14 protein-coding genes are annotated in these 13,356 nt (G+C 64.6%); 8 read left to right on the plus strand and 6 right to left on the minus strand.

All coding sequences use genetic code 11. The features are described 5' to 3' along the window. Nucleotides 1-174: 174 nt before the first annotated feature. Nucleotides 175-2,196 carry a hypothetical protein gene (locus IPG14_RS13030; protein WP_343392102.1) on the minus strand — a complete coding sequence of 674 codons (2,022 nt, stop codon included), beginning with the start codon at nt 2,194-2,196 and terminating at the stop codon, nt 175-177. A gap of 155 nt (nt 2,197-2,351) precedes the next feature. Next, nucleotides 2,352-2,900, minus strand: coding sequence for a YceI family protein (locus tag IPG14_RS13035; RefSeq protein WP_343392103.1), 549 nt, complete (start codon nt 2,898-2,900; stop codon nt 2,352-2,354). Between the two features lie 117 nt (nt 2,901-3,017). On the opposite strand from IPG14_RS13035, the gene IPG14_RS13040 reads away from it, so the two are divergent. The 3 genes from IPG14_RS13040 to IPG14_RS13050 all read left to right on the plus strand — a co-directional run bounded on the left by IPG14_RS13040 (nt 3,018) and on the right by IPG14_RS13050 (nt 4,676). Then, entirely contained in the window at nt 3,018-3,362 is a 345-nt protein-coding gene (locus IPG14_RS13040; RefSeq protein ID WP_343385983.1) for a helix-turn-helix domain-containing protein, read from the plus strand. 87 nt (nt 3,363-3,449) lie between these two features. Continuing rightward, on the plus strand, nt 3,450-3,800 hold the full coding sequence (locus IPG14_RS13045) for a LysM peptidoglycan-binding domain-containing protein (protein ID WP_343392104.1): 351 nt from the start codon (nt 3,450-3,452) through the stop codon (nt 3,798-3,800). 111 nt (nt 3,801-3,911) lie between these two features. Continuing rightward, nucleotides 3,912-4,676 (plus strand): SDR family NAD(P)-dependent oxidoreductase, encoded by a 765-nt coding sequence (locus tag IPG14_RS13050; RefSeq protein ID WP_343385985.1) that lies wholly within the window; start codon nt 3,912-3,914, stop codon nt 4,674-4,676. Between the two features lie 11 nt (nt 4,677-4,687). On the opposite strand, the gene IPG14_RS13055 is transcribed toward IPG14_RS13050, so the two are convergent. After that, nucleotides 4,688-5,545, minus strand: coding sequence for an LLM class F420-dependent oxidoreductase (locus IPG14_RS13055; protein ID WP_343392105.1), 858 nt, complete (start codon nt 5,543-5,545; stop codon nt 4,688-4,690). An 88-nt stretch (nt 5,546-5,633) separates the two neighbouring features. Further along, nucleotides 5,634-6,035 carry a VOC family protein gene (locus tag IPG14_RS13060; protein WP_343385987.1) on the minus strand — a complete coding sequence of 134 codons (402 nt, stop codon included), beginning with the start codon at nt 6,033-6,035 and terminating at the stop codon, nt 5,634-5,636. A 104-nt stretch (nt 6,036-6,139) separates the two neighbouring features. On the opposite strand from IPG14_RS13060, the gene IPG14_RS13065 reads away from it, so the two are divergent. From IPG14_RS13065 to IPG14_RS13080, 4 genes are all read left to right on the plus strand, one after another. Further along, complete coding sequence (locus tag IPG14_RS13065) at nt 6,140-6,445, plus strand: nucleotidyltransferase family protein (protein ID WP_343392106.1); 306 nt, start codon at nt 6,140-6,142, stop codon at nt 6,443-6,445. After that, the gene (locus IPG14_RS13070) at nt 6,432-6,668 is read left to right on the plus strand and encodes a hypothetical protein (protein WP_343392107.1); all 237 of its coding nucleotides are present in this window, start codon (nt 6,432-6,434) and stop codon (nt 6,666-6,668) included. Before IPG14_RS13065 ends, IPG14_RS13070 begins: the two co-directional genes overlap by 14 nt. After that, a complete protein-coding gene (locus IPG14_RS13075) occupies nt 6,653-6,787 on the plus strand; it encodes a hypothetical protein (protein ID WP_343392108.1) in 135 nt (44 codons plus the stop codon). Before IPG14_RS13070 ends, IPG14_RS13075 begins: the two co-directional genes overlap by 16 nt. Nucleotides 6,788-6,870: 83 nt before the next feature. Next, entirely contained in the window at nt 6,871-7,821 is a 951-nt protein-coding gene (locus IPG14_RS13080; protein WP_343385990.1) for a prohibitin family protein, read from the plus strand. Between the two features lie 79 nt (nt 7,822-7,900). Here IPG14_RS13080 and IPG14_RS13085 read toward each other — a convergent pair whose 3' ends face one another. Continuing rightward, the gene (locus tag IPG14_RS13085) at nt 7,901-8,560 is read right to left on the minus strand and encodes a DUF4389 domain-containing protein (RefSeq protein ID WP_343392109.1); all 660 of its coding nucleotides are present in this window, start codon (nt 8,558-8,560) and stop codon (nt 7,901-7,903) included. Nucleotides 8,561-8,635: 75 nt separating this feature from the next. After that, nucleotides 8,636-9,643 carry an endonuclease/exonuclease/phosphatase family protein gene (locus IPG14_RS13090; protein WP_343392110.1) on the minus strand — a complete coding sequence of 336 codons (1,008 nt, stop codon included), beginning with the start codon at nt 9,641-9,643 and terminating at the stop codon, nt 8,636-8,638. 426 nt (nt 9,644-10,069) lie between these two features. Here IPG14_RS13090 and ileS point away from each other — a divergent pair, with 426 nt between their 5' ends. Next, the gene (gene ileS, locus IPG14_RS13095; RefSeq protein WP_343392111.1) at nt 10,070-13,339 is read left to right on the plus strand and encodes an isoleucine--tRNA ligase; all 3,270 of its coding nucleotides are present in this window, start codon (nt 10,070-10,072) and stop codon (nt 13,337-13,339) included. Nucleotides 13,340-13,356 lie beyond the last annotated feature (17 nt).

Here is a 13,356-nt window from a genome sequence, read left to right on the forward strand (position 1 = left end):
GTCCTGGCTTCGGGCCATTCAGCTGGTCCCGGTGCCGCGGGTAGGGTACAGGGTTCGGTCAAGCAACGTGAAGCGCGCTGCTGGCGAGCGTCCCGGTTGCACCGGGGGGTTGCGGAAGGAGGCGCCGGCGGCCACAGGGCCGCCGCAACGTGCGAGCGAGGCGTTCACCGCGGCCTACCGGCACACGTACCGCGAAGGCTCCGCACCGTAGTCCTCCTCCCAGAGCTCGGCTACTTCGGGGAGCGTCTTGAAGACCACGCTCCCAGCGGCGACGTCATCGGTGAGACGGTCGAGCATCGCTGCCGCGCGGGCAACGGTGTTCTCATCGAACTGGCCCTGGGGGAGGAAGATCGAAGCGGTGTAGAACCCGCCGGCAGGCGCCGCACCGGATTCGAGGTCGTCGACGAGTGCTTCGACGCCTTCGACTGAGCTGGTGCAGTTGCCGATGTACGCGAGGTCCGAGTTCGGGTCGTCGATGGAGAAGTGGGCAGCATCGAGGGGCCTCCAGACCCCGGAAGCAAGGTCGTCATTGCCCTGGTGGAGCATCGTGGCGGCGCCCCACAGGGTGGTTGGCGTCCATGTCTGTGACGGGAATGCCGTGCTCCGCATCGTGCCATCCTGGAAGCGCTCCCAGTCGGCATCGGCCACTGGTTCGTAGAGGAACCCGCCGACCACGCCCGATGGTTCTACGCCAAGCGAACGGATGATGGCGGCCACATCGGCGTAGGAGTACTTCGACTCATGCGCATGGGGGTCAATCGAAACGCCCTTCGAGGCCATCCACTGGATGATGTTCATTCCCCCGGTGGACGCCATGACGGCGGGCGTGTCGTAGCGGGCCACTGCCTGCAGGAAGTTCCAGTCCGTCTGGAAGTCATAGGCGACGCCCCTGGCCGTGAAGAGTTCGACCAGTTGGCGCAAGATTTCGCGGTTCTCCAGGTAGAACGCCTGGTCACCCAGGTACTCCGGTTGGCGAATGTTCGGTTCTTCGTTGTGGGTCACGAAGCTGAGGTAGACCGTGCCGTCATCCAATGGCGGCGCCACCGTGGAGCCGACACCTCGCTGGTAACCGGCCGGCAACGGGATGGCCGAGGCGGTCACGAAGTCCTTCCCAGCGACACCCGCCAGGTCCTCGACCATCGAACCAAGGTCGACGGTTTCGGTTGCCCCGGGCGTCGAAACGTCCGTCATGAACAGGTGCGTGAAGGTTGGGGTCCCGGACTCGCCGCAGCCGACGCCGTAGACCAGGTGGTCGGAGTCGAGCCATGCGGGGTAGTAGAAAATGATGTTCGAGCACGACGCATAGCGCGGGTCGTAGGACGCGTACGAGGCGGGCGTCCCCGCTCGCAGGATGGTCCTTGGAGCGGCCCAGCCGTCTCCCGAGCGTTCGATGAGGACGATGACTGGCGCCTGGGAAGAACTGGCGGCTATCGCCATGCCGTCCGGCCGCACTGCCGTATGGCCCATGCCGTTATTCGGGGTGATCGGCTGCAGGCCAGAACCGTCGATGTTGATCACCGCCGATTGGGCCGGAGTCGTCTTGCCCGGGTCGATATGGAACGAGAGCGAGCGCCCATCGGGGAAGAAGTCCGGGTCGCCAGACTTGGACCCGCCGGACTCATGAGTCACCAGCGTCCTCGCTCCGAGGGTGAGTTCGCCCTTCGCACAATCCGCTGTCGCGGGAGCGACCAACAAGTCCTGGGCGCCGGGGGCGTTCGACGCCCAGGCGATGCTCGCACCGTCCGGCGCCCAGTCAGGAAATCGGGATGCATCGGCGACTCGGGTCGTCGTGCCCGTCGCCAGGTGGGTCACGGTCGCGGCCGACCGGTTGTTTCCGGAGTCGGCGTTGTGGGCTACCCAGCAGCCATCAGGCGAAAGCGACGGAAACCAGTCACCCACGCCGGCCGTCCCGGCCACCTTGCGCAAGTCGCTGACGTCGCCGGTGGTGGCATCGTAGACAACCGTGTAGATGTCGCAGCCCGAGGCGTCGGCATAGCGGCAACTCGCCCCTGTGGAGTCGGAGAGGTTCGACGCGAAGGCGAGGAGCCAGAGATTGTCAGTGGGCGCCTGTGCCGGCGTGGCATCGCGCGAGACACCGGGCACGGCAACGGCATCCGCGCCGGCATCTTGCGAGCTGGAACAGGCTGCGGCGGCGACCGCCGCCATGGCGAGGACGAACAACAACGTGCGATTCACCTTGCACCTCCCGATTGGTTTCTTATCTGGGAATGGCACAGGGAACGCCGGGAGTGACGCGGGTTCGGGTGGACGGCGAGTGGACAGCGCTGCGGCGAACTGGTCCGGCACCAGGCGATGCCGGACCAGTTCAGGGTTCGCGTCACTCGAAGAGTCTATGCCTGCTTGAGCAGTTCGATCTCGATGGCGAGTTTCACGTCATCCGCCAGCACGAATCCGCCGGCATCGAGGGCCGCGTTCCAGACCATGCCGAACTCTTTGCGGTTCACCTTCCCGGTGAGACTCACGCCGATCCGGCTGCCGCCCCAGGGGTCGGTCACGGGACCGCTGACCTCGCCATCCAGCACCACTTCGCGCGTCACACCGCGGACCGTGAGGTCGCCGGCCACGCGCCAGTCGCCGCCCTTCGGCTCGATTCTGCGCGTGACGAAGGTCAGTTCGGGATGGTTCTCGACATCCAGGAAGTCGGCGGAGCGGAGGTGGGCATCCCGGTCCGCGTGACGCGTATCGATGCTCGCAGCGGCGATGCGGACCGTGGCCGACGAGTTTGCGAAGTTCGCCTCGTCGACTTCGGCAGTCACCTGGAAGTCCTGGAATCGCCCCTTCGTGGTGGCGATGAGCATGTGCTTGATGGCGAATTCGACCGACGAGTGGGCCGGCTCGAGGGCATAGGTGGAAACGGCGGGGCTGGTTGCGGTTGTCATCGTTGATTCCTTACTTTAAGTAGCTTGGCTACGTAGTGAAACCAAGGTACCGTTCGTAACTTCTCTCTGTCAAGCAAGTTACAGAAAATAAGTGCGGAACGTGGTAGAATCGGCCCCATGAATGGTGATGTCGCCGCCCAGCCCATGTTTTCCGCGTATTGCCCGGTGTTTCAGGATGCGGTGGAACTCATCGGCAGGCGTTGGACCGGCGCGATCGTACGAGCCCTCCTGACCGGCTCGAATCGTTTCGGCGAAGTCCTCGCTCGTGTTCCCGGTCTTTCGGACCGCCTCCTTTCAGAGCGGCTCCGAGAGCTGGAGCAAGCCGGTGTCGTGAAGCGGACGGTGTACCCGGAAGTCCCGGTACGCATCGAATACGACCTCACAGAGAAGGGTCGTGAACTCGAGGCGATCGTGGGCGGCATCTCGGCCTGGGCCGAAAAGTGGCTTACCGCGGCCGAGTGAGCCCTCTCCCCGGGCGTCCTTAACCAGAGACCGTTTACAGGGCATCGCGCTATGCCATACGCTCCCGCCTGCGAAAGGGGCCGCGGAGTGCACCGCTTCCTTCCCCTCCTGTTGCTGTTCGCAGCCGCGGCCTGCGGCGGGGGTGGCGCGAGCCCCGAAACCCCCACAAACACGGTCCCTCCCGCGACCAACACGTCCACACAGCAGGTCGCCGGTGATCGCACGGCCACTCCCGCAAGTCCGACGGCGACCGTTTCCGCCGATGGGACGTACACGATCGTCGCGGGTGACACGCTCTCTGAGATAGCCCAGCGATTCGGCACAACCGTCGAAGCACTTGTCTCCCTGAACGGCCTGTCCGATGCGGACGAAATCGCCATCGGCCAGGTGCTGAAGGTCAGTGCCGGCGCCGCAACCACCACTCCAGCCTCGAACTGAGCCTACCTGTCCGACAACGCTCACGGTCATTCCCGCGCGCGAAAGTGAAGCGTTGGCGCGATGGCGCCCAAATCCCCTAGGCTTCCCGCACCAGCTCAAGGGGGTGCCCCAATGCCCGACCTCAACGGACTCGTCTCACTGATCACCGGCGCGGGATCGGGCATCGGCCGGGCATCGGCGCTCCAGATGGCCGCATCGGGGTCGGCGATCATGTGCGCTGACATCGACGGCGACGCCGCCCGGGATACCGCTGCGGCAATCGCCGAGCATGGCGGCGCGGCCGCTGCCGTCACCCTTGACGTGTCCTCGGAGGAGGCTGTCATCGAAGCCCTCCAGAAGACCGTCCGCGACCTCGGCGGGTTGAACGTCGTCGTCAACAACGCCGGTGTCGGAGGCGGAGCCGGCTGGGACCGGACTATCGCCGTCAACCTCAACGGGGTTTACCACGGGCTCTTCCACGGCGCCGAACTCCTGAGCCAGCGCGGCGGCGGAGCGATCATCAACACCGCATCCGTGGCCGGGCTTGTCGGTCTCACCGGGCCGGCGCCGGCCACCGAAATCCCGGTCCAGGCAGGCGCGGGCGCCTATACCGCGGCCAAGCACGGCGTCGTCGGCCTCACCCGCCAGTTCGCCATTACCTACGCGCGCCGGGGAGTGCGCGTCAACGCCGTCGCCCCGGGCTACATCTTCACGCCGATGACCGAGATGATGCGGAGCGAACAGGAATACCAGCGCTACCTTGAGTCAATCCATCCCATGGGCCGGCTCGGCCAGCCGGAAGAAGTCGCCGCCGCCGTGGCGTTCCTCGCCAGCCCGGCGGCTTCGTTCATCACCGGCGTGGTCCTCCCCGTCGACGGCGGATACACCGCCCGTTAGGCGGCTCTTCGTCAGCCGACCTCAGCTTTGTACCTGCGGATGGCGTCAATGTGCTCCTGGGGCGTCTCCAACCCGGCGTTCATTGTCCTTACGCAAACGTAGTTGGCTCCAAGTACTCGCCACGCATCGGCGTGTGACGCCCACTTTTCCGGCCCGGCGCCGAAGTTCACCTGGGCTTCGATGCCGAATTCGGCACGCGAGCGGCCGTGCGAGGCCAGGTAGCCATCGATGCGCTCCAGCGTTGCGCGGCCCGCATCGTTCGGGAGGAACTGCGGAATGAGGCCGTCACCGAGGCGGGCAGCGCGCTTGAACACCTGCTCGTTGTTGCCGCCGAACCAGATGGGGATCCGCCGGTTCGGCAGCGGCTTCAGGCCTGCGCGGTCGATCCGGTGCCACTTCCCGGTGAAATCGACGACTGGCTCGGCCCAGAGCTTGCGGAGCAAGGTGACCTGTTCCTCCTGGCGTTTGCCGCGGTTGTGGAAGTCCTCGTTCAGCGCGTCGTACTCGACGTAGTTCCAGCCAGTGCCGATGCCGAGCCGAAGGCGGCCGCCCGAGAGGATGTCCACCTCCGCGGCCTGCTTCGCGACAAGCGCGGTCTGGCGCTGGGGAAGGATGATGATGCCGGTCACCAGGCCGATCCGCTGCGTGTGTGCGGCAAGGAAACCGAAGAGCACGAACGGCTCGTGGAAACTCGTCTCGTGCGTGTACGGCCCGATCAGGCGCGGCTCCCGGTCCGGGTGTGCGCCGAGGACGTGGTCGTAGGTCAGCAGGTGGGAGTACCCAAGGGCCTCGACCGCCTGGGCGAAGTCCCTGATGACCGCAGGGTCGCTGCCGATCTCGCTCTGGGGAAAGACAACACCGATTTCCATCTCACGTCTCCTGTTCGTCTTCGGCTCGCCTCCGGCCGACCCAGGCCGAGGGCAGGGAGCGGCCGCAGCGGTGGCACTCCAGTGGCCGTCAGCTCGCCTGGAGGAACTCGACCCAGTTCCCGTCCGGGTCTTCAACGATAGCGATGGTCACGCCTGGGCGGATTTCGCGGACACCGACGGCCACCTTGTAGCCGCCCTTCGCGCAGGCTTCGATGACTTCGGCGATGTTCGACACCGAAATCGTCCAGTAGCGGTAGCCGAAGGCCCCCGCGATGCCCCCGGGAGCGGCCTCCGCGGCCGGGTTGGAACCGGAGATCACTTTGATCAGGCTCGTCCCGCACATCAATCGGTGCATCGTGCCGCCGCCTGCCATAGGCGTGTCGGCGACATGTTCGAATCCGAGCGTGTCTCGATAGAAAGCAAGAGCCTTTGGCCCATCGCTGACGACGATGCCGAGATCGATAGAGTCCTTGGTCAATTTGACGCCCATGGCGTGGTCCTCCGGGGCATTCAGGTCTGCGGGAGCATAGCCGGAAACGCGAACAGGCGGGGACCGGGCCCCCGGCATTACTCCCGTCGTGCGATACTTCCGGTATGGACACCGACCACCGGCTCACCATGCCGAAAGAACGGTTGGAAGAGTTCTGCCGCCGGAATTGGATCCGCCGACTCTCGCTCTTCGGATCGGTGCTTCGCGACGATTTCGGCCCCGAGAGCGACGTGGATGTCCTCGTGGAGTTCGAGGTTGGGCACGTGCCCGGCCTCGCATTCGTTTCGATGGCCGACGAACTGGCGACGATCCTGGGCCGGCCCGTGGACTTCGTGACGACCCGGGGGCTGAACAAGTACATTCGCGAACAGGTGCTCGCCGAAGCCGAAGCGCTGTATGTCGCGGCATGACCCCGCCGTCACGCTCCAACAGATGATCGATTATGCGGAAGACGCCGTGCGCTTCGGCATAGGCAAGTCAGTCGATGACCTGGAAGTCGACCGCATCCTGCTTCTCGCTCTCACGAGGCCGGTCGAGGTCATAGGCGAAGCAGCGACACGCCTGCCACAGGCGCTTCGAGACGGCACCCTGAGGTCCCGTGGCGGGAGATCATCGGAATGCGCCACGTCCTGATTCACGGCTATGACGTAGCGAGCGTCGACATTCTTCATCAAGTCGTCGAAACGAACCTTGCCCCGCTGGCGGCCCAGCTACGCGAAGTGCTCGCTGCACAGGCTCCACCAACCGAATAGGCTGCCCTCATCTGCGGGCGTCACACGGGCCCATCGCAACAATCGGCTACCATGCCCGGAGAACCGGTCGGGGAGGTACGCCCATGAGCTGGGTAGTGAGCATGGTTCTGGCGCTGGTAATCTGCGGCGCCGTCTTTTTCGTTGGGCGGGCGGCGCGGTCCGGCGCCAACCCGGGTTCGCCCGAACGCTTCCGCGGGATGATCGCGATGATGGCTGCGGGAGCCTTGTTCGTCCTCTGGGCCGGACTCCACACCGTACTCGCCGCCGTGAAACCGATTGAGGCCGGCCATGTCGGCGTGGTCTACCAGTTCGGCGAAATCGTTGGCCAAAAGGACGAAGGCCTCCAGATCATCGCTCCGTGGCAGTCCCTGCGTATCGAGTCGGTGCGCGTCCAGCGCCAGCGATTTGAGAACATCTCGGCATTCTCGAAGGAGACCCAGGACGTCTTCATGACGGTGGCCGTCAACTTTTCCGTCTCGAAGGATCAGGTCCAGAAATTGTTCCGTGAAGTCGGCCCCAACTGGTTCGATGTCCTGATCGAACCGCGGGTCGCGAACTTCCTGAAGGAAGAGACCGTCAAGTACACCAGTGTCGATGTCGCACCCAACCGCGAGTCCATCCGCGTCGCCGTGCGCGACCGCCTGGCCGCGGACCTCAAGGCACGGTCCATCACCATCAACGACCTGCTGATCGAAAACATCGACTTTTCGCCGGAATTCAAGTCCGCCATCGAGAAGAAACAAATCGCGACCCAGGACGCTCTTCGCGAACAGGAGAAAGTGAAGCAGAAGCAGTTCGAGGCCGAACAGGCCGTCGAGACGGCAAAGGGCGACGCCAACGCCATCCGCGAGCGCGCCAACGGCCAGGCAGACGCGAACAAGGCGCTCGCCGCCTCGCTGACGCCGGAAGTGATCCAGTTCCAGGCGCTGGAAAAACTCGCCGACAACATTCAGATCGCCCTGATCCCGTCCGGCCAGGGCATCATCCTCGACCCGGCGACGCTCCTCGGCGGCCTCACCACTACCGGGCGGTAGGAGGCGTCACAGGGAGGGCTGCGCATTCGAAGCGCAGTCCTCCGTCGGCGCCAGAGGACCCGCGGAGCGTGAACGATGGCTACTCCAGTGAGAAGGGCGGGTACTGGTCGACGAGCAGCAGCATGTACGCCTCGACGCGCATCTGCCAGCGGAAGACGCCCATGCCGAAGTTGTAGAGGCCCTGCGGATACTCGCCTGTGATCAAGATGGCGAACCACGCGACGACGCTGGTCACGAACCAGCCGATACCGAGGAAGAACAGGCAGATGGCGTGCGGGATCACGTAGATGATCCGCAGGCCCACAGAGAGCTTGTCGCGCGGGAATTCAGCCAGGTCGACATGGAGCCGGGAAGGGTATTCGGAATCGCCGAAGGGCGGGTATTCGTCCCGGAAGAGCGCCATGTAGGCCATCGCGCGCACTTTCCACCGCAGGTAGAAGGTGCCCAGGTCTCGCAGGCCCTGGGGATGCTGGTTCGCGAAGAGGATCGCGAACCAGGAAATCACGGCGCAGATGCCGGCGACCGCACCCAGGACGCCGGCGTTCAACGCGCCGCCGAAGTTCCCGAGGTCTGTCTGGTAGAAGACCGCTCCGAAGCTGATGAAACCGCCAACCAGCAACGCATGGGGAATCGAAAGGATGATCCGGAAAGCAACCGTCAACTTGTTCCGAGGGTCGGTCGTCGGGTCGACTTCGATGCTTACGGGATAGGATGAGGCGCTACTCGCCGCAATCGCCATGCACAGTTCCTCCGTTGAGTTCGTGCGCAGCATACGGGGCCGGTCAAGATAAGCGTGTGAACGGACCGCCGAAAGTCAGGGGAGGTAGCTCGCGAGGATGGGAAATGCCGCCCTGATGCCGTTGTGGTCGCTCGCGTAGACCACCGTCCCATCCGGGAGTGTCTTCGGCTGGTCGCCGAAGACGGCGAGTTCGGACGTCCTCCAGCCGGAGCTGAAGATGTAGTCGTGGCGGACAGTCAGTTGGGGTTGTTCGCTCACGACTGACTCCCGGCAGCAGGTCCCGATGGTCGAGTTCGCAAGGAGATCGTGCAGCCCGGCGTCGAGGAGTGCTTTCTCGGTGGCTGAACCCGGAGGGTCTCCCAGGTCGCCGAGGACGATCACGGGCCCCGTCCCACGCTTGGAAGTGATGAACGCTGCCAAATCAGCGGCCTGCTGAGTGCGGACCCGCGCATCAGTGCCGGTGAGGTGCGAAACGAAGACGTCGATGACGCCCACCGGCTCGGGGCCCTTCAGGCGCATCCAGAGTGCAGCCGCGACTTCCCCCTCTGAAGTGCGCGGGTTCAACCACTTCCGCTCACCCTCACTGTTGGGGAACCGGGTCCCGTTCACCAGGATGAGCTCCCCCTCTTCGAAGCCCGCGCTTTTCACGATGGCATCGCTCTGTTCCTGGGTCGTCCCCGCGAACCAGGGCTTGGCGCGGACGTACAGCGGCTCCATCTTCAGTTCCCGGGCCAGCACCGATGCGACCTTGCCGTGTGCCTTGGTGTCGGTCACCTCGCTGAAGGCGAGCAGGTCCGGTTTGAACGCCTTCAACTCCTCGATGACGATCCAGAGCCGCTGTTCGAACGTATCGGAGGGCGTCGTGTTGGTTGCGTCGAGGGCGAGGGGGCTCATGAGGTTGATGTAGGCGACCCGAAGTTCGGTCGGTGCTGCGAGTGGTTCGGCCGTGGCGGTCGCCGCCGGCCGGGCGGTCGGCGAACCGGGCGGAGGGATGAGTTCGATTTCGTCCCCGCCGCCGCAAGCCACTGCGAGGAGCCCGGCCAACCCCAGGATGGACGGCAAGACGCGGCCTCGCAGGAACACCCTCGCGGAATGGTGATGGCGGCTCATCATTGACAGCCAGCCTCGCACACTGATTCACTGGCGGGTAGCAGCAACGACGGAGACGAGTACCGCCGAAACGTCCGTCCAGCGAGCCCCGTTTGGTGCGAGGGGGCACGGCACACCGGCGCGAACATCCCTCCCGAGCCTCCGGCCGAACGGGGTCGACGACTCCAATTAGACCCGGACGGAAGCCCACCGTTAGCAGGGGCAAGGGCGTATTTGCGCCCCACGAGTGTCCTTCTTCGGAAGGAAAGCAGGGTGGTACCGCGGGCCTCGGCGCTCGTCCCTGGTTGAGGGACGGGCGCTTTTTGTTGGCTCTCGTTCTCGCCGGGATGCATCTCACCAGAGGGTACGACCGCCGGCGGTGCCGCGGGCGCATCCATCGCCGCGAAAGCAGGATCTCCCATGTTCAAACCGGTCGAATCGAAAGTCAGTTTCCCGAATCTCGAACAGGAGGTCCTGGCATTCTGGCAACAGAACGCTATTTTTCGCCGGAGCATCGACGAGCGTCCCGAAGACAAGATGTTCATCTTTTACGAGGGCCCCCCGACGGCGAACGCGCGGCCCGGCATCCACCATGTGCTTTCGCGCGTCTTCAAGGATCTCGTCCCCCGTTACAAGACGATGCAGGGCTTCCGCGTGCCCCGAAAGGGCGGCTGGGATACGCACGGCTTGCCCGTCGAGCTCGAAGTTGAGAAGGAACTGGGCCTGAAGTCCAAACCGGAGATCGAGCAGTACGGGATCGCCGCCTTCAACGCGAAATGCAAGGAATCAGTCTCCCGCTACGTCGAGGAGTGGACGCGCCTGAGCGAGCGGATCGCGTTCTGGGCCGACTACGAAAACCCGTACGTGACCTACAGCAACGACTACATCGAGACTTGTTGGTGGATCTTTAAGCAGATGTGGGATCACGGGCTGGTCTACCAGGACTACCGGGTAACGCCCCACTGCCCACGCTGCGGGACCAGCCTGAGCGACCACGAGGTGAGCCTCGGCTACCAGGACGACACCCCGGACCCCAGCGTCTTCGTGAAGTTCCGGGTGCCGGATGAGTCGCTCTTCAAGCGCGGCCACCCAAGAGGCATGGCCTTCGGCAACAAGCTCCACCTCGTCGCCTGGACGACGACTCCGTGGACGCTCCCGGGCAACACTGCCCTCGCGGTGAAGGAAGACGCCGAATACGGCGCCTACCGCGTCGGCGACGAAGTCCTGGTGATGGCGCAGTCGCTTGCCCCGCGTGTCCTCGGCGAGGACGCCACGCCCCTCATGACCCTCCCAGCGGCGATGCTCATCGGCCTCGAATACGAGCCGCTCTACCGGCCCGAGCTGTTGGGCCACGAGTTCGGCTGGTTCGACGGCGACGGCCGTCTCCAGATGACGAAGAGCGGCACGCCCGGCGCCCCCGAGACCGACGGCCGACGGAAGGTCGTCGCCGCGGACTATGTCTCGCTCGAAGACGGCTCCGGCATCGTCCACATTGCTCCTGCGTTCGGCGCCGAGGACTTCGCCGAAGGGAAGCACTTCGGCCTGCTGTTCATGCAGCCGGTGGACCTTCGCGGCATCATGGCCGAAGGTCTCCCGGGCGCCGGCAAGTTCGCCAAACAGGCGGACCGGGACGTCGAACGCGACCTCGAAGAGCGCGGTCTTATGCTCAAGAAGAGCACGATCAAGCACACCTACCCCTTCTGCTGGCGCTGCACGACACCGCTCCTCTACTACGCCAAACCGAGCTGGTACATCCGCACCACGAAGCAGAAGGAGTCGCTGCTCGAGGGCAACAGCCGCATCAACTGGTACCCCGAACACATCAAGTCCGGCCGCTTCGGCAATTGGCTCGAGAACAACATCGACTGGGCCGTCAGCCGGGAGCGCTACTGGGGCACCCCGTTGCCCTTCTGGAAGTGCGCCGACTGTGCTCATCCGATGTGCTGCGGTTCGAAGGCGGAGATCATCGAACACGCGAAGGACCAGGCGAAAGCCGCGGCCATGGACGACTACCATCGCCCCTTCATCGACGAGATAGTGCTGCGCTGCGAGAAGTGCGGCGGGGATGCCCGTCGCGTCCCCGAGGTGGCCGACGCCTGGTACGACAGTGGTGCGATGCCTTACGCCCAGTGGCACTACCCCTTCGAGAACGAAGACGAGTTCCTCAAGCATTTCCCCGCGGACTTCATCTGCGAAGCGATCGACCAGACGCGCGGCTGGTTCTACACGCTCCATGCCGAAGCGACGATGCTCAAGGCGAGCGAAGCGATCCCGGAGAGCATCAGCTACAAGAACGTCATCTGCCTCGGCCACATCAACGACGAAAAAGGCAACAAGATGTCGAAGAGCCGCGGCAATACGGTCGACCCGTTCGCGGTACTCGATGCGCTGGGGGCCGACGCGACTCGCTGGTACATGTATACCGCCAGCCCGGCCGGCTCTTCCCGGCGCTTCAGCCAGGCTCTCGTCGAAGAGGGCCTTCGCCGCTTTCTCCTCACCCTCTGGAACACCTACTCCTTCTTCGTCAGCTACGCCAACATCGACGGCTACAAGCCGGGTACGGAGTTCAAGGGAAAGAGGCCCGAGATCGACCGCTGGCTGCTGAGCGAGCTGAACGCGCTCGTCGTCAAAGTCACGGACGAACTGGAAGGCTTCGATCCGACAGATGCGGCACGGGCAATCGAGACGTTCGTCGACGACCTTTCGAACTGGTATGTGCGGCGCAGCCGCCGGCGTTTCTGGCGGGGTGCCAGCGAAGGCGATGACGACAAACAGAGCGCCTACGACACGCTCTACATGGCCCTCGTTACGGTTTCGAAGCTCATCGCGCCGTTCACGCCGTTCGTCGCGGAAGAGCTCTACCGGAACCTCGTCGTTTCGCAGGACCCGGCTGCGCCAGTAAGCGTCCACCTGGCGATGTGGCCAGGGGCTGACCCGACGCTCATCGATGAATCGCTCAACGCCGAGACCCAGCTCGTGAAGCGCGTTTGTTCGCTCGGCCGTGCCGCGCGGGCGAAAGCGCAGATCAAGGTTCGGCAGCCAGTGGCGGAGGTCCTGGTGAAGCCCCGCTCGCCCGAAGAAGCCGGTGCCCTTCGGAAGAACCTCAACCTCGTGCTCGAAGAGCTGAACGCGAAGTCTGTCCGGCTCGTCGATGACGAAACCGTGGTCGTTTCGTACGACGTCAAGCCGAACCTACCGGTGCTGGGCAAGAAGTACGGCTCCGAGGTCGCTGCTATCCGCGCTGGGCTCGCGGTGTTGCCCCCGGCCGAAGTGGCGGAGGCGGTTCGCCGGGGGTCAAGCATTGCCGTCGCCGGCAAGACTCTCGAACCCGAGGACATCCTTCTCCAGGCGCAAGACTCGCCCGGCTTCGCGGCCGCTCAGGATGCGGGTTACACCGTCGCAGTAACTACGACCATCACTCCCGAACTGGCCGACGAAGGCCTCGCCCGCGAGCTCGTCCGCCGCATCCAGGACATGCGACGTGAAGCGGGCTTCGAACTGGCCGACCGGATAACGACCTGGGTCTCCGGCCCCGGCGATGTCGCGCGAGTCCTTGCCTCCCACGGCGACTACATCCGGGGGGAGACACTCTCGACCGAACTGATCCAGGGCCCAGCACCTGCCGAGGCTTCACAGGCCGAAGCGGACCTGGAAGGAACGAAGGTCGCGCTGGGAGTGCGGAAGAACTAGCCCGGCGGCCGCTGGCG

This window comes from Candidatus Amarobacter glycogenicus (assembly GCF_016704105.1).
Lineage (GTDB): Bacteria > Chloroflexota > Dehalococcoidia > Tepidiformales > Tepidiformaceae > Amarobacter > Amarobacter glycogenicus.